The organism is Bacillus safensis FO-36b, assembly GCF_000691165.1.
Classification (GTDB): domain Bacteria; phylum Bacillota; class Bacilli; order Bacillales; family Bacillaceae; genus Bacillus; species Bacillus safensis.
In genome coordinates this window covers 714,210-730,466 of sequence record NZ_ASJD01000001.1, presented here as the reverse complement: position 1 = coordinate 730,466, position 16,257 = coordinate 714,210, and the positions used below count along the sequence as shown (strand labels likewise).

At 41.4% G+C, this 16,257-nt stretch carries 14 protein-coding genes, 1 other RNA gene and 1 riboswitch; of the genes, 1 reads left to right on the top strand and 14 read right to left on the bottom strand.

Annotation, left to right across the window (positions count from 1 at the left end; all coding sequences use genetic code 11):
• Positions 1-33: 33 nt before the first annotated feature.
• Together BA81_RS03805 and BA81_RS03800 are read right to left on the bottom strand one after the other, a co-directional pair.
• Positions 34-543, bottom strand: a complete 510-nt coding sequence (locus BA81_RS03805; protein WP_034280503.1) for an isoprenylcysteine carboxyl methyltransferase family protein — start codon at positions 541-543, stop codon at positions 34-36.
• The gene (locus tag BA81_RS03800; protein WP_034280500.1) at positions 540-1,640 is read right to left on the bottom strand and encodes a type III polyketide synthase; all 1,101 of its coding nucleotides are present in this window, start codon (positions 1,638-1,640) and stop codon (positions 540-542) included. Before BA81_RS03800 ends, BA81_RS03805 begins: the two co-directional genes overlap by 4 nt.
• A 576-nt stretch (positions 1,641-2,216) precedes the next feature.
• Here BA81_RS03800 and BA81_RS03795 point away from each other — a divergent pair.
• Positions 2,217-3,071: a polysaccharide deacetylase family protein gene (locus tag BA81_RS03795; protein WP_034280497.1), complete on the top strand. Its 855-nt coding sequence runs from the start codon at positions 2,217-2,219 to the stop codon at positions 3,069-3,071.
• Between the two features lie 193 nt (positions 3,072-3,264).
• Here BA81_RS03795 and pbuX read toward each other — a convergent pair whose 3' ends face one another.
• The 12 genes from pbuX to BA81_RS03745 form a co-directional block, all read right to left on the bottom strand.
• Entirely contained in the window at positions 3,265-4,584 is a 1,320-nt protein-coding gene (gene pbuX, locus BA81_RS03790) for a xanthine permease PbuX (protein ID WP_034280495.1), read from the bottom strand.
• Complete coding sequence (xpt, locus tag BA81_RS03785) at positions 4,581-5,165, bottom strand: xanthine phosphoribosyltransferase (protein WP_024422759.1); 585 nt, start codon at positions 5,163-5,165, stop codon at positions 4,581-4,583. Before xpt ends, pbuX begins: the two co-directional genes overlap by 4 nt.
• A gap of 118 nt (positions 5,166-5,283) precedes the next feature.
• A riboswitch (purine riboswitch) is annotated at positions 5,284-5,383 on the bottom strand.
• 136 nt (positions 5,384-5,519) lie between these two features.
• Positions 5,520-7,025 carry a carboxypeptidase M32 gene (locus tag BA81_RS03780; RefSeq protein ID WP_034280492.1) on the bottom strand — a complete coding sequence of 502 codons (1,506 nt, stop codon included), beginning with the start codon at positions 7,023-7,025 and terminating at the stop codon, positions 5,520-5,522.
• A gap of 125 nt (positions 7,026-7,150) precedes the next feature.
• On the bottom strand, positions 7,151-9,088 hold the full coding sequence (locus BA81_RS03775; RefSeq protein ID WP_034280490.1) for an ATP-dependent DNA helicase: 1,938 nt from the start codon (positions 9,086-9,088) through the stop codon (positions 7,151-7,153).
• A 75-nt stretch (positions 9,089-9,163) separates the two neighbouring features.
• On the bottom strand, positions 9,164-9,361 hold the full coding sequence (locus BA81_RS03770; protein ID WP_024428119.1) for a hypothetical protein: 198 nt from the start codon (positions 9,359-9,361) through the stop codon (positions 9,164-9,166).
• A gap of 105 nt (positions 9,362-9,466) precedes the next feature.
• Complete coding sequence (locus BA81_RS03765) at positions 9,467-10,621, bottom strand: THUMP domain-containing class I SAM-dependent RNA methyltransferase (protein WP_024428118.1); 1,155 nt, start codon at positions 10,619-10,621, stop codon at positions 9,467-9,469.
• Positions 10,622-10,729: 108 nt separating this feature from the next.
• An RNA gene (gene rnpB, locus BA81_RS19110) (RNase P RNA component class B) lies at positions 10,730-11,116 on the bottom strand.
• Positions 11,117-11,176: 60 nt separating this feature from the next.
• A complete protein-coding gene (gpsB, locus tag BA81_RS03760) occupies positions 11,177-11,482 on the bottom strand; it encodes a cell division regulator GpsB (RefSeq protein WP_012010336.1) in 306 nt (101 codons plus the stop codon).
• A 75-nt stretch (positions 11,483-11,557) separates the two neighbouring features.
• Positions 11,558-12,100, bottom strand: a complete 543-nt coding sequence (locus BA81_RS03755; protein ID WP_029706022.1) for an SLOG family protein — start codon at positions 12,098-12,100, stop codon at positions 11,558-11,560.
• A 48-nt stretch (positions 12,101-12,148) separates the two neighbouring features.
• On the bottom strand, positions 12,149-12,385 hold the full coding sequence (locus BA81_RS19105; RefSeq protein ID WP_080652975.1) for a CotD family spore coat protein: 237 nt from the start codon (positions 12,383-12,385) through the stop codon (positions 12,149-12,151).
• Between the two features lie 316 nt (positions 12,386-12,701).
• Complete coding sequence (locus tag BA81_RS03750; protein ID WP_034280488.1) at positions 12,702-13,949, bottom strand: ribonuclease H-like domain-containing protein; 1,248 nt, start codon at positions 13,947-13,949, stop codon at positions 12,702-12,704.
• Between the two features lie 24 nt (positions 13,950-13,973).
• On the bottom strand, positions 13,974-16,220 hold the full coding sequence (locus tag BA81_RS03745) for a DEAD/DEAH box helicase (protein ID WP_034280486.1): 2,247 nt from the start codon (positions 16,218-16,220) through the stop codon (positions 13,974-13,976).
• Between the last annotated feature and the right edge of the window lie 37 nt (positions 16,221-16,257).

The following is a 16,257-nucleotide window of genomic DNA, read 5'->3' as shown; positions in this document are numbered from 1 at the left end:
AAAGTGTATCACAATTGATAATGATTTTCAATATTAATTTAACAAATACTGATTGAGCGCTTTCTCTTCTGTTTGAATTCTCACAGCCATCATCCATGCATTTAAACATGTGAACAAAATGGCGGTAAAATAAGCATTAAACAAAAGCGGGATCAGCAAAAGCTCAATCGCCACCACGACATAGTTAGGATGCTTTAACCAGCGATAAGGTCCTTTTTTCACCATCATCGCATTTGGTACAACTAAAATCTTTGTATTCCAATACGTCCCAAGAGAACATAATGCCCAGTATCGAATCAACTGTGCGGCCAGCAGGAAAACGAGAAGCACAAGAAAATAGCGAGACGGCGGCCTGTTTAACCCCCATACCTCAACCATAAGTGAGAGAAAAAAGCCCGCATGCATAGCGACCATATAAGGATAATGACTTGCACCAAATTCAATGGCACCGATCGCTTTTACTTTCTTTTCATTTCTTTTAGCCACAAGCATTTCAATAAGCCGCTGACAAACGAAGAAACCAATGACGAGCCAAATGATCATGATAAGACCTCCTCCCATTTCATGAGCAGCAGCTCTGAGGAAAAGCCCGGACCAAGCGCTCCGCAAAGACCCATATCTCCCGCTTCAGCGGATTGATGTTCAAGATAATGTTTGATCACATACAAAACTGTGGCAGAGGACATATTCCCGTGTTGTTTAAGTACTTCTTTTGATGAAAAAAGCTGATCCTCTTGTAAGGATAGACTTTCAATATAGGCATCAATCACTTTTTTTCCTCCAGGATGGGCAAGAAAAACTGATAGGTCTTCTGCCGAATACCCTTGCTGCTCTAAAAATTGATCGACTTGCTCTTTTAACCAGCCTGAAATAATGGAAGGAATGTCACGGGAGAAAATAACCCGAAAGCCGTCACTTGTAAATTCCCATCCCATCACATCCTCAGACTCTTTCATTGTGACGGATTGTGTACCAATCACTCTAGGAACTGTTTTTAGATCGGCGTATTCAGATACACCTTTTTCTCCAGTTAAGAGTACCGCTGCTGTCCCGTCTCCGAACAAAGATGTCCCGATTAAATTGCTTTTTGATTGATCTTGCGGCTGAAAGGTTAAACTGCACAGTTCACAGGCGACAACCAGCACCTTTGCTTCTGGAAATGCCCGTATGTATTCGTAAGCCCGGGACAACCCTGCCGCTCCGCCCCCGCACCCTAACCCCCAGATCGGCACTCGTTTCGTATAAGGCGAAAAAGGAAGAACATTCATCAGTTTTGCATCAAGACTTGGTGTCGAAAGTCCGGTGCTTGAAATAAAAAACAATGCATCGATCTCTTCAAACGGAATCGGTTTTTTCAGGAACGCCTTCTCATGAAGACAGTGTATGACCGCTTCTTTTGCATGAGCCAATGCTTTTTCCAAATAGAGATTGTTTTTCTCCTCAAAAGAGTGGTGCGTCTGATACCATTCAATTGGCTGCACAAACTGTCTGCTCTCGATTTCTCCGTTTTGAAAAGCTCTCAGCAGCCGGTCGATATCTTTAAACGATCGTTTAAATTGGGATCTAGCAAAATCAGCTGCCTTTTTCTGATCCACATGATGTTTTGGCAGACTCGTTCCAACAGAAAGAATGTACGCCATCGGCTTCACCTCTTTTTTCGATTAATATCCCCTACCGAAAAAAGGATATACATGCCAAAACGTCACAATTCAGTCAAAATATTTTCCTCCGGCTAACTTTTTGTCTTGACGACAATTGATAAATATTGGATAATATAGGTGAAAACATGATGTAGTTTTCCTCCTTCACAGGTTCGTTCTAAGCCAAGCGAACCTGCTTTTTTTATGCAAAAAAACACCTCTAAAAGAGAAGTGTTCAGAACGTAGACACCCCCCCCCCTTTACTTATACAACACTTTCATACGGAATCTCCCTTTCGCTTCGAATTAATGGTCAAATCTGCTGCTATCTTAGCGTATAAATATTAACGTTTCGATCATTATTCAGAATGATTTTATTTAAACATGAATGGATCACCTTTTTTTGCTGATCAACACAAAGTAACAACCATAAATTTCTAATTCATTTGAATTTTCTATATAAAAAGGATTTTTTCCACTATATATTTAATCAATATGAGTACCAGGAAAAACAGTGAAAAAAGAAAGAATCTACAACATGGTTCGGCTCAAAATTTAATTGACTGGAGTGATTGTAATGAAAAAGGTTTCCAAAAAAAAGACACCCTACAACACGATACTTCTCTCAAAGGTAATTGGTTTAGTGCTTCTTACACTGTTTCTCTTTTTTATCTGGGATATGTCTAAACCCCATTTGCAGGCGACCAATGGGCAAGCAAAAAATGCTGCCAGCAGTGACTTCCGTGACACAAGCATCAGTCTGAAAGCAAAAGATCAGTCTACAAGAACATTGGATACACATTTTAAGACCAATCCAAACCAAGAGGCAACGAATAAAACGGTCTTTTTAACATTTGATGATGGTCCTTCTGCTACATCAAATCAGCTGTTAAATGTATTAAAAGCACATCACGTGAAGGCGACGTTCTTCATGCTTGGACCGCAAATCCAAGCACACCAATCAGCTGTGAAAAGACTTTATCAAGAAGGACATCAATTAGGTCTTCATGGCATGACGCATGATATAAACCTCTTTTATCAGAACAGCGAGTCTCCCGCAAATGAAATGAGAGAAGCTCAGCGTATTCTTGCCTCTGTTACAGGCGTCTACAGCCGTCTTGTAAGAACCCCCTTTGGCAGTGTTCCAAATTTAACATATCATCAAAAAGTACGTTTAAACCAAAATGGCTTTATTTACTGGGACTGGACGATTGATAGTCTTGACTGGAGATATAAAAACTCACAATATGTTCCAGAGGTATTGAATCAATTGCAAATGTTTGAGAAAAATAAACCATGGGAACCAAAAGTTATATTAATGCATGATCAACCCTCTACCACAAACTATTTAGATAGCCTGATTATACAGCTAAAAGCAAGGGGCTATACATTTGCAGTCATTAACGAAACAATGCCGCCGGTACAACATTAATAGCGCTAATCACAAAAAGCCCGTATCCAAAAGATGCGGGCTTTCAGCTTGTAGACAAACCCTCACACGCTCCTTCCTAGGATCCTAGGACTTCAAAGGTTTTTTATCAAGCTAAAAAGAAGACAAAGAGCTAAAATAAAAGGTCATTTTAGCTCTTTGTCCATAATCTGAACCCCCTCTCCAAGAGAGGGGGTTACATAACAGATTGCTTAGGTTCTTCTACCAGGTCATGCCCGGCTTCTTTTTTAAAAGGAATCATGTGATAAATAATATGAAGCAAAATAGCGGTAAAGCTTCCGGCCACAATGCCGTTACTTGTTAATAATTTAATCGAATCTGGCAGATGCTCAAACATTTGCGGTACGACAGTAACTCCTAAGCCGATTCCCACGGAGCAAGCGACGATCAGCAAGTTCTCCTGCTTTGCAAAGTCCACGCGCGAGAGCATTTTAATACCGTATGCAATGACCATGCCAAACATGGCAACCATTGCACCGCCAAGGACTGACTTTGGAATAATCGTCGTAAAGGCAGCGATCTTAGGAAAAAGACCAAATAACATGAGCAATGCTCCTGTTACAACAATGACTTGGTTTTTCTTGACTCCTGTTAACTGGATCAATCCAACGTTTTGCGAGTAGGCTGTGTATGGAAAAGCATTAAAGATTCCGCCTAATAACACAGCAATCCCCTCTGCCCGATAGCCTTTAGCCAAATCCTTCTCTTTTAATGACCGGTTTGTTAAATCACCTAGTGCGAAATAAACGCCTGTTGATTCGACTAATGACACAATCGCAACTAACGTCATGGTCATGATCGGTGCAAATTCAAAGGTCGGCATGCCAAAATAAAATGGCTCAATCATGCGGAAAACCTGGGCTTTTGCCACCTCAGCTGTCTCCACTTTCCCCATAAACGCAGCAACTGCTGTCCCAAGAAGAATACCGATTAAAATGGCGATCGCCTTCATAAACCCTTTCGTGAACCGATAGAGCAGTACAATGATAAACAGCACAAGGAAAGCGAGCCCTAGATTTTCAAAAGAACCATAATCCGCACTTCCTTCTCCTCCTGCCATATTATTCATCGCTACAGGAATGAGGGTGATACCAATAATAGTGACGACAGAACCTGTTACAACAGGCGGGAAAAATTTCACAAGCTTCCCAAAGAAAAAAGAAAGAAGAATGACGATACACCCAGAAGCGATAATACTTCCATAGATAGACGAAATGCCATACTTAGAGCCAATCGCAATCATAGGAGAAACCGCAGTAAATGTACAGCCTAATACGACAGGCAGACCGATCCCAAAGAAGCGGTTTTTCCATACTTGAAGCAATGTGGCAGCCCCGCACATGAAAATATCCGCCGAGATTAAGTAAGTCAGCTGTGCAGGCGTGAGCCCGAGCGCATCTCCAACAATGAGCGGCACAAGAACAGCACCGGCATACATCGCCAGCACATGCTGAATACCCAGTGAGAGCGTTTTGACTTTTTTAGCGGTACTCATGATTGTACCTCCCGTACAAACGTGACTTTCCCTTCCTCAAGTGATTCAATACGTGCGAGGGACTCAACGCGGTAGCCCATTTGCACAAGCGCATTTCTTCCAGGCTGGAATGATTTTTCGATGACAATGCCAAATCCGGCTACTTTTGCCTTCGCCTGCTTTGCAATTGCAGCAAGTCCTTTCGCAGCTTCACCATTCGCTAAAAAGTCATCGATGATTAACACACAATCATTTTCACTAAGATGCGTATTTGAGACAGCAATCGTGCTTTCTACTTTTTTCGTAAAAGAGTACACACTGGCTGTTAACAGGTTATCCGTTAATGTGAGTGATTGACGTTTTCTTGCAAACACAACAGGTACTTGAAGAGCAAGCCCAGCCATCACAGCAGGTGCGATGCCAGAAGATTCGATTGTGATGATTTTTGTAATGCCATCGTGCTTAAATAATCTAGCAAACTCTTGCCCGATCTCATGCATTAACACAGGATCAATTTGGTGATTTAAAAAAGCATCTACTTTTAACACTTGATTTGACAGAACGATTCCCTCGTTCTCAATTTTTTGACGTAACAATTCCATCATTCTTCCCCCTAGCATAATTGGCAAACATTCAATTTTTGGCATAAAAAAAGCATTGCTGTCCATGAGGAGCAAGCAATGCGAAAACGATCAACGGATCTTCAGCTCAAACAAGAGCTGTTTCATTTTGCTCACTCATAGTCGGACCTTATCGGTGTCCGGTAGAAACTTGCGTGCCATCATCACGCGATTATATGAGTGTTATAGTGTTCAAATTATAACAAGATTTCAGACGCTTGGAAAGCATTTTTCTAGAAAAATACCGAACTTAAATAATAGATCAGAACAAAATGTTCGTTTTTAGAATATTCAAGCATCAAAAAAGCACCCCTCTCATGAAAGGGTGCCCTTCTTTTATGATAAATACAGTTTTGTATATTTATCTGTTAAGTAGTCAATTAAATATTGAACATTTAATTCTTCGCCTGTTGCATCTTTAATGATTTCAGATGGCTTTTTCCGTTTTCCATGCTGGTGAACATGTTCCGTCAGCCATTCTTTTATCGGTGCAAAAGACCCATTTTGAATAAGCTCATCAAAATTTGGTAAATCTTTAATCATTTGCTGCTTTAATTGCGCTGCATACATATAACCAAGAGCATATGAAGGGAAATATCCAAAGCTTCCATCAGACCAGTGAACATCCTGCAAGATACCGAGTGCATCATTAGGAGGCGTAATGCCAAGATACGCTTGATATTTTTCATTCCAAAGTGCAGGCAGATCTTCAACTGCTACTTCTTCATTGAAAATCGCTTTCTCAATTTCATAGCGGATGATAATGTGAAGCGGATACGTCAGTTCATCGGCTTCAATTCGAATGTAAGTCGGCTTCGATTCATTCACTGCATGCACAAAGTCTTCTAAAGAAACATCTTTAAATTGCTCAGGAGAAGCTTCTTGCAGCTTTTGATAATACGTTTTCCAGAAATCTTCGTGTCTGCCGATAAAGTTCTCAAAGAAAAGAGACTGTGATTCATGGATTCCCATCGAAGTCCCATCACATAAAAGTGTTCCGCTCAGTGCTTCATCAATGTTTTGCTCATAGATCGCATGACCACATTCATGAATCGTTCCAAAGATCGCCATTCGAAAATCATGCTCATCATAACGGGTCGTCACACGTACATCGCCTCTGCTTAACGTTACAGCAAATGGATGAATTGTTGTATCCAGGCGGCCTGCGTCAAAGTCATATCCTAATTCTTTTAAGAAAAAGAGACTCAATTCCTTTTGTTTATCGATTGGGAAGCTTTTCGATAAAAATGAAGTATCCGGCTTATTAGGTGAGGCTTCGATTTTTTTCACAAGAGGAACAATAGCGTCACGAAGTGCACCAAACTTTTGATCAAGCTGTTCAACCGTCATATCTGGCTCATAGTTATTGAGCAGCACATCATAAGGCGTTTTTTTCACGCCCCAATATTGGATGAAACGCTTGTTAAAGTCAATAAGCTGTTTTAAGTATGGTGCAAAGAGTGAAAAGTCTGATTTCTCCCTTGCTTCTACCCAAACATGCTCCGCTTTTGATTGTAAAATCGAGTATTCTTTAAATTCTTCTTTCGGAATTTTACTGTTTTCATCATACTCTTTTTGTGATAATTCGAGCGCCTTCTGTGTATCTTTTGACAGTTCATCTCGATGTTTGTTTAATGCGTGAAGAAGATCTCTCATTTCGTCAGAAGTCTTCATATTAAAAATATCACTTGATAATTGACCGATCGTTTCAGCTCTAAAATCCGCACTTTTTTTAGGTGCTTGTGTTCTAGAGTCCCAGTAAAGTAAATGGAGCGCCTCTGTATAATGGGCGATTTTCCCTAGTAATTGATAAAACGCTTTCTCAGTTGCTTCAAGACTCATGCGTTTGTTCCCCCAATCAATAAAATATGTATGTACGTTTCAAGGCTACTTCAATGAATGTTCTTTTGTCAATGAAAAAGGAGGATACACCGTGGTATCCTCCTCATTTGCAAGTTTTCAGCTATTTAAGATGTGATGATGGGCTTCACTGGCAGGACGGATTCAATTTTACTTTGAAGCTTAGTATCTTCTTTACGATCAAAGTAAATATGAATGCTTCCTGCGTCTTGGCTTGTCCGGATCAGTCTTCCGATACCTTGGCGTAAGCGAAGCAGCATATACGGAAGGTCAACTTCAGCATGTGCATCCTTTGCTTCATTCCGTTTCGCTTCAAATACCGGATCATGCGGCGGATAAGGAAGTCCCCAGATGATCACATTCGTTAATGATTGACCTGGAATATCAAGCCCTTCCCACAGATGAACAGAGCATAACACGGATGTTTCATCTGCTTGGAACTTTTGAACAATCGTGCTGATTTCCTCGTCTCCCTCAAAATATACGTCAAACGGCAGTGATTCATTTGCTGCTTCAAGCTGTTTTCTAAAGAAATGAAGTTCATCAAATGAAGGGAAGAGAATCAGAGATCGTCCTCCATTTTCTTTCAGCTGAGTGATCACTTGCTGTGCTTTTGCCTCTTGCTCAGCGAGCTGCTGAATTCCATGGAAATAAATCTTCATTTGTTCATCGTAATCATACGGCGAAGCGACACTCATTGATAAGTAATCTTTAATCCCAAGACTTTCAGCTAAATAATCAAAGGATTGATTCTCAGACAATGTAGCGGAAGAGAAAATATATGGTCTTTTTTGCGAGAATACTTTTTCGCCAAGCACCTCTGCAACCGTCTTTGGCATCACAACAAATGTTGTATCTAATTCCTGTTTTTCCAGCCAGCTAATGGCATTTTTTTGATAAAGCGATAAAGAATACGCCATTTGTTCAATGTATTCTTCCACAACAGATAATTCGTATTGATCGATCGTATACATCTCAGATTCAAACACGAGCGCTTCTCCGATTTTTTCAAGCAAGTCACACAATTCACTTGCAGAACGCTTCACCTCATCGACACGCCCAATTTCAAGCCGGTGCGAGCCTTTGACTTCTTTGGCATGTGTTTTTAAGAGATAAAAGAACTCATCGTTTGTTGCAAGTGCATCTTCAACAAGCTCTGCAAATTCTTCGCGTATGTCGTTTTGCAAAAGACGTTCCAAAAATGTTTCGAGCGTTGATTGCTTCACTCGGTACGTTAACGCTTTTTGTGCGGCAAACTCGAGAAGATGTCCCTCATCAAATACGACGGAGCTATGCTCAGGAAGCAGCGGAAGCTGGCCCTCACGTTTCCGGGATTCCTTCGTCCACACATGCTCCATGTAAAAATCATGTGAACAGATGATGAGGTCTGTCGCTTTCCGGTAATGATCTCTTGATAAATTCAAACCACAGCGATGACGCATATCGCACGTCAGACAGTCCTGAAACGAGTCATAGCCAATTCGTGACCATTCATCATTTGATAACTCCGGATACTCTTTTCGATCGCCATACGGATAAAAGGTTTGCATGCCATGTGATTCATGAACAAATGAAGGCAGTGATTCATAAATATCGAGCCACTTTTCATCATCTTCACGCTGCATCGTTTTCTCCAGCTTCTTTAAGCATAAATATTGATCATGCGATTTACTTAATCTCGCATCTATTTGAATATCAAGGTGATTGGCAATTTTATAGATATCACCTTCTTGTTTAACGAGCTGTTCAATTAACGTTTCGTCTGCACATGCAATAATCGCAGGCTTCCCTGTATACCTTGCATATGTGACGGCAAATAATAGATAGACGATAGTTTTGCCTGTGCCTACCCCAGCTTCGGCAAACATCACACTTTTTTCTTTAAAGGCTCTTTCTAGTTGAAAAGCCATAAATATTTGTTCATCTCGAAGATCAAAGCCCTTTTCTGGCAAAATGTCATAAAACACATCACCAATCCAGTTGCCCAGTTCTTCGTAAAAATTGTGTTCTTTTGATAATGAAAAAGGCAAACGAGATGCTGTCACCTGCTTCAACCCCCAACTTTTGAATCATTCAGACATTCAATAGTACCATTTACGCTGGGGAAAAACAATCTTTTTTTATGAGCGCAGGCGATGTTGATAGCTTTCCTTCATTAAAAATGCATGCTCAGAACGTTCTATGTATGCCTGAGCCAGCGCCAAATCTTCGATGGCTGCCGTAAGCTGAGCAGATTGTCCACCTTCATGCCCTTCTATTTCTTGAGCAGTCGAATTGAGTGCTTTTTGGATTAACTGAATTTGATCATAATGAATCATGAAGACACCTCTTTTTTTAAAATCAAGTTCAGTTTATTCCGCCACGCGAGGAGTTATACCTTTTCAGCATAAAAAAGCCGCACCTTCTTTCGGTGCGGCCATTTATTACGATTCGGTTGGTTGCTTTCTAGGCGGGCGTTTTCCCCAATATTGATAATAGTCTGTTTTAATAAATCCATTAAACAGCTTTCTCTTTTTCGTCGCTTTTCTTCCGAAGCACTCTTCGAATTTTTCGTGTGACGTTAAGATGTAAATGGACCATGTATCTAGGTTCTTAAACGCTTCACCCATTCCTTGATACATTTTTTCAACAGCTGGTTTATCACTCAGTCGTTCACCATAAGGAGGATTTCCAACAATCACACCGTACTCTTCTTTTGTTTGAAAGTCTTTTACTTGCATTTGTTTGAACTCAATCAGTTCACTCAGTCCTGCTTCTTCTGCATTCATTTTTGCGATGTCCACCATACGATGGTCGATGTCACTTGCGATAATGCGGAGCGGCTGATCATAGTTTGCTTTTTCTTCGACTTCCACACGCGCTTTGTTCCATACGTCTTCACCGATCCATTCCCATGATTCAGACGCAAAATCCCGGTTAAATCCTGGGGCAATGTTTTGTCCTATCATCGCTGCTTCTATGGCGATTGTTCCTGATCCGCAGAAAGGATCAACAAACGGACGGTCAGGTGTCCAGTTCGTTAATAAGACGAGCGCAGCAGCAAGCGTTTCTTTAATAGGTGCTCCGCCTTGATCCATGCGGTATCCGCGTTTATGAAGACCTACACCAGATGTATCAAGCGTAAGAACCGCTTTATCTTTTAAAAGAGCGATCTCGATTTTATATTCAGGTCCCGTCTCTTCAAGCCATTCAGACTGAATGTTGTAGGAGGATTTAAGCTTTTGAGCGATGGCTTTTTTGACGATGCGCTGGCAGTCAGGCACACTGGCAAGCTGAGATTTCACAGATTTCCCGATGACAGGAAACGTACTGTTTTTTGGTAAAAAAGCGGCCCAGTCAATCGCTTTCGTTTGTTCAAAAAGCTCATCAAATGTTTTTGCCGAAAATTCAGCAACTTGTACCTTGATCCGGTCTGCTGTACGCAGCCAAAGGTTTGCACGGCAAATGGCAAGAGCATCCCCCTTGAAAATCACTTTTCCGTTGTCGACTGTGCACTCATAGCCAAGGTCTCTTACTTCTTTTGCAACAATTGCTTCAATTCCCATTGGAGCTGTTGCGATGAGTGTATAGGTTTTCATTGATTTATCACCTGTTTTCTCGTCCTTTTATGTATTCAAGATAAAAGCTCTCCATATGTTGAAATAGGAGAGCTTTGTTTCATCATGTTTATGATAACGGATTTAACGTTCTGTAAGCCATGTTTTGTTCCATCGTACTGCAAACGGCAAATGCCTCGTACTCAGGTGGTAATCATCTATCTACAGAATTCTCTGTCCTTCTCTCCGTTTGGTTCCTTTGAGAAAGTTCCCCTACCAAGTTTGGGTTTCTCGCTCGAGGGGTTTACCGCGTTCCACTCTCACCATTTCTAGTGAGACTTCGTCACTGTGGCACTTTCAAGGATACTTTGCCATATCCTAAAAAGGACGTAGGCATTTTTCCTGCCGTCAGCCTTTCCCAGGCTGCCCTGGCTTATTTTTTCGCCAGGCACGAACACTACGGGCATCTCAGCACCGTGCGAGCATGGACTTTCCTCTGCAATGCACTAAATAGCATTACAGCGATTACCCGAACGTTAATCAATAAGCGTTATTATAAACGACAATGACATCTGACACAAGCTTTTTCAGCAAGACTCAATCATAAAGTTTGCTGCCGAAAACGTGTTTCTCAAGGTTCGATAGTCTTTTTAAAATATCAAAGTTTGTTGTATTAGACTGTGCAGGCTGTCTTTTCCCTTGTTCAACAGCTTCTTCAAGCTGTTTTGACAAGTGGAGGTTTTCTTGTTGAAGTTTTTCGATTTCTTGGTTGAATGTCTCATAGTCTTTAATGACCATATCTAAAAATTTATCGACTTCTTCTTGTTTGTACCCTCTGACACCTGTTTTAAATTCTTTTTCTAAAATTTCTTTCGCAGAAAGCTTTACTTTATCAGCAAGCATCTTTTTCACCTCATATCGTGAATTCATAGTATATTTTTTCAGAAATACGTGACGTTGTCAAATTTTCTCTTGCTTTTAATCAAAAAACGGATCTTCCGCCTCAACCTGCGCTCTTAGATCATCCATCGTGATGTACATAATGGGGTAATCGGTATAGGCTTCCGCCTCCCTGATCATATACTTCGGCGATCCCTCATGCTCGGGATCATATAAGACGAGAAGACCATCTGTTTTTTCAATAAAAAAGCGATTCTTTTGTTTAAATTGTGCCGGACTTTCGTACGGTCTATGCGTGACACTTTCTACAAAATCGGCCTGTGCAAGAATTCCTTCATACAACTCTTTGTTTTGTTCATTCCAGCGCTCTTCCTGTTCATAAAATGGCGTAATGACTGCAAGTTTTAACGCTGGATATTCCTCCTGAAGCTCAAACACCACTTCGGCTGTCCAAATTTCTGCCCCAAGCTGCCCTGATATGAGCACCCATTCCAGACCTTCTTCGATAAGGGCTGTCAGCCTTTTTTGAAGCTCCGCTTTTATGTATTGAAGTGCAGGCTCGTCTTGTTTGAATATCCCAAGCTCAAACGGCTTGTACCCTGTGACAGCAATAATTTTCATTTTTTCACCTGCTTTTAAAAAATGGGACTTATAAAAGTCCCATTCACTTTATCTGTTACAGCAAGGTCCACCGCAGTTAAAGTGTTGATGTGTTGTCGGGTCCACCTGAGAAAACGTATGCGGGAAGTAGTGAACATGTTTGAAATTATGGTGGTGAACATTTGTCACATGCTGCGGGTGGATATGCGGCACAATTGTTGTTGACTCGCTGTGTGTACAGCAATGATTCGTCGGATGAACAATTGGCTGTGTAACATTCGGATGGCAATGATGATGATGGTACATGTAGCATTCCCCTCTCCTTTATTTTCTTACATTATCAATGTATGAATCAAGAGGTGTACATGTACTAATGCATTAACCTATTTTAAAAGTTGGCAAGAAAAATATCTTTATAGTTTGAAAACACAAAAGCGACCAAAATGACCACAAGAAAAAACAAGTAGAAAAGACCCTTATACATGCTATACGCTCCTCATTCAATATCTAACGTTATTTTACAGGATTCGCGGACTTTCTACAATAAAAGTGCTAAACAATTTTTATTTTCGGCCGAGAGCCGAACGTTGTCATTTTTTGCGCTTTCCCGGGTAATATTATTTCATTGCCCAGCTTTTCTCAATAGCCGTTTTTTCCGCTTCTCAAGCTCTTTTGTGTCTCGCTCGCTTAACGATGAGAAAGATAATAAAGATTCCGTGATGGAAAGAGCTGACCTTGCATCTTTTTGGCGATGCTCTTTACACTTCGCGAGCTCTATACCTGCTTTTAATGCCAAATGGACATCACTTGATTCAAATAATGTTTCCCAAATTCGAACTGCTTCATCCCACTCGTTTAGCCGTTTATATTGTAATGAGAGATCAAAAGCCGCCTGATTGGCATGTTCAAAATCAGCACCTGTTAATTCCCGCAAATGCTTCGTAGCTTCCTGTACATCACGATGCGCAAGATGCCACCTAGCCAGCGCATATTTCTCATCATGTTCCTTTACCGCATCCATAGATAGAATTTTTTTGGATAGATGGATGTAAAGGCTGATTAACGAAAGGACGTCTAATTCATTATGAGTCAAAATCCCTTCGATGAGCTTCGGTTTTTGTTCCTTTAAAAAGTGAAAATAGATCATCGGTGCTAAAAAACCCGGTGTGTCGCCTTCCCGGTGGACGTGCAGCTCTTCTTTTTCAACCACAGACAGCGCCATTCGTTCATATTTATGCTTCCACAATCGTCTTGACCCATGCAGAAGATCAAAGTGGCCAAACTCTGGAAGCGCAGGGATTTGATCTCGCAGCAAAGTATGTCTCGTTTTCACTTGCGGCCAATCGAATGATTTTCCATTATATGTAACGAGTGATTCTACGTTCACTTCATCGAGAAAACTTTTATAAAGAGCCGCTTCATTTCCCGGATTTGTGAGCAGGTGCTGTTTCACCACTACTTTGTCAGCAAAAACCCGCGCATGTCCTAGCAAGAAGATCATATTTCCCGTTCCGCCAGATAATCCAGTTGTTTCTGTATCAAAGAAAAACAGTTCATGCGGCTTGTAACCTTTAGCCGATAGAGAATGCTGGATGCTGCTTTTGTTCCATGCCTCGATGACCTTTGGCAGTTCCGCAAACGAGTAGAGTCCATGCTTATCATCTAATGAATAGGTGACTTCTCGAATGAGACAAAAGGAATCCTCAAAGTGATAAGGAGCTGCACCCAATTGCTCCCATTCCTTTAAAAATGGAATGTTTTCGGCCGTCACAGGCTGAGGCTGCCCTTCCACTGTTTTTTGACGTTTTTCGTTTGGCTGGTTGTGCGATAGGTGCTTCTTCATTCGATTTAATTTCCCTTTTAAAGACATGAGTAGGTATCTTCCTCCTTCCTCTTAAAATGCAGACATCAATTCAACAATGCTGCTTTTTCCGCTCACCTCTTTCATTTCCATGCCAATGCAGGATGGACAGCCGTTCTCACAGCGGCACCGCTCTATCAGCTGAATGGCTGCACCTGCTATTTCATCGAAACGAGCTTGGACTTCTTTGCTTAAGCCGATTCCGCCAGGGTAGTGGTCATATAAAAAGACTGTCGGTTTACCGGTATGTGCCGCTTTAATTTGTGAAACAACATGAATATCTGAGCGGTCACACATCACAAAAGCAGGTACAATGTGCTGAAGAACATTTGCGATGCCAAGCAGGAGCTGTTCAAGTGTCTTCTCTTCAAATCTCCGCTCTGCCTCGTGTAATTCAAACCAAGCCGCACTCGTATGAATTTCTTCTTCCGGTAAGTGGATCGGTCCAGACCCGATATTTTCACCAGTACTCAGACGGATTTTTTTAAATATCGTAGGCATTGCGTTGACAGTCACATCACCGTAGTGAACAGATACCGCTTCTTTCTCTGTTGTCTGATCGATTTCCAGCACCTTGAGCTGAACAGCTAAATTAGCATCTGTATAGTATTCTACATCCACTTGTTTCACATAAGCCTTCAAATGCTCGTAATCTAGCTTTTCTACTTGATACTGAACCCCTTCATGTAAATAAATTGCCTCATCATGAAGCAATGTCATTGCACTGAATCGATCCATCTCTCCAATAATCCGGACATTCGCTACGTCGGATTGATCCACAATCACCACATTTTCCTGACTTGCAGATCTCAGGCTGATCCCATGCGCTGGGAACGATTGATCCGACCAATAATACCGGTTCCCGCTAAAATGAAGAACCCCTTCCTCATGTAAGTATTGCAAAATGTCTTCTACTTCCATGCCGCCAAACTGTTCATCCGTCCGAAATGGCAGCTCGTAGGAAGCACATTTTAGATGATCCACTAAAATAATGAGATTTTCAGGATTGATTCTGGCTGCTTCAGGCGGTCTATTAAAGAAATATTCAGGGTGTCTGACAATATATTGATCAAGGGGTGAGGAGCTTGCCACCATGATAATAAGCGCCTCCTCATGACGCCTTCCAGCACGTCCTGCCTGCTGCCATGTACTCGCTACACTGCCAGGATACCCCGTCATAATGCATACCTTTAGCTGACCTATATCTACCCCTAATTCTAGTGCGTTCGTGCTGACGACACCTAGAATTTCTCCTTCTCTTAACCCCTTTTCAATCATGCGCCGCTCTTTTGGCAAATAGCCTCCGCGATACCCGCGAATCGATTTTGGACCGATTTCTTTTTTCACAAGCTCTTGAATATGACTTAAAATCACTTCTACTCGTACCCTGCTTCTAGCAAAAACGATCGTTTGAATTTTTTCTTTTAAAAATGTTTTAGCCAATTGGTTGACGACAGTGGCAGCGCTTTGTCTAATATTTAATGGTTTATTCACCACTGGCGGGTTATAAAACACAAAATTCTTTTTACCGCTGGGCGCTCCGTTTCGTTCAATAAGATGCACTTTGCTCCCTGTGAGCTGCTGCGCCAGCTCTTTTGGATTTGCAATCGTTGCTGAAGTACAAATGAAAATCGGATCACTTCCATAAAATGCACAAATACGTTTTAACCTGCGAATCACATTAGCCACATGACTGCCAAATACGCCTCGATATGTATGAAGCTCATCAATGACAATATACTTCAAATTCTCAAATAAACTGACCCATTTCGTATGATGAGGCAAAATAGCTGAATGCAGCATATCTGGGTTTGTGATGACAATATGTCCTGCTTGTCTGACTCGCTGCCGAATGGCCGGGGAGGTATCCCCGTCATATGTTTCACTATGAATCGGAACATCCATCTCGTGGATGATCTCGTTAAGTTCACTCTTTTGATCCTGCGCGAGCGCTTTTGTTGGGAATAAATAAAGAGAGCGGTTTGTCTGGTCTTCTGCGATCGACTGAAGAACAGGCAGATTGTAGCAAAGCGTTTTACCTGAAGCTGTTGGTGTAACCGTTACTACATGCTCACCATTCATTACTCGTTCAAAGGCTTCTTTTTGATGAATGTACAACTCTTTCACGCCTCGTTTTTCAAGCGCCTTTTTTAGCCTGTCGTCCACTCTTTCAGGAACGGGTGAGGTCTGTGCAGGCTTTGCTTCAATTTCATGCCAATGTTCTACCTGTTCGTCTTTCTTTAATTCTTCTATCAGTTCGTTCATTGTTTTCTTTTTCATATTGCGTCCACCTCTCATTCTAGTGTACCGAATATTT

Coding starts and splice junctions, on each gene's coding strand:
- BA81_RS03800 (WP_034280500.1), bottom strand. CDS start 1,640: ATGGCGTACATTCTTTCTGTTGGAACGAGTCTGCCAAAACATCATGTG.
- BA81_RS03780 (WP_034280492.1), bottom strand. CDS start 7,025: ATGAGTCTTGAAGCAACTGAGAAAGCGTTTTATCAATTACTAGGGAAA.
- BA81_RS03745 (WP_034280486.1), bottom strand. CDS start 16,220: ATGAAAAAGAAAACAATGAACGAACTGATAGAAGAATTAAAGAAAGAC.
- BA81_RS03750 (WP_034280488.1), bottom strand. CDS start 13,949: ATGTCTTTAAAAGGGAAATTAAATCGAATGAAGAAGCACCTATCGCAC.
- pbuX (WP_034280495.1), bottom strand. CDS start 4,584: ATGAGTACCGCTAAAAAAGTCAAAACGCTCTCACTGGGTATTCAGCAT.
- gpsB (WP_012010336.1), bottom strand. CDS start 11,482: ATGCTTGCTGATAAAGTAAAGCTTTCTGCGAAAGAAATTTTAGAAAAA.
- BA81_RS03755 (WP_029706022.1), bottom strand. CDS start 12,100: ATGAAAATTATTGCTGTCACAGGGTACAAGCCGTTTGAGCTTGGGATA.
- xpt (WP_024422759.1), bottom strand. CDS start 5,165: ATGGAATTGTTACGTCAAAAAATTGAGAACGAGGGAATCGTTCTGTCA.
- BA81_RS03795 (WP_034280497.1), top strand. CDS start 2,217: ATGAAAAAGGTTTCCAAAAAAAAGACACCCTACAACACGATACTTCTC.
- BA81_RS03765 (WP_024428118.1), bottom strand. CDS start 10,621: ATGAAAACCTATACACTCATCGCAACAGCTCCAATGGGAATTGAAGCA.
- BA81_RS19105 (WP_080652975.1), bottom strand. CDS start 12,385: ATGTACCATCATCATCATTGCCATCCGAATGTTACACAGCCAATTGTT.
- BA81_RS03770 (WP_024428119.1), bottom strand. CDS start 9,361: ATGATTCATTATGATCAAATTCAGTTAATCCAAAAAGCACTCAATTCG.
- BA81_RS03805 (WP_034280503.1), bottom strand. CDS start 543: ATGATCATTTGGCTCGTCATTGGTTTCTTCGTTTGTCAGCGGCTTATT.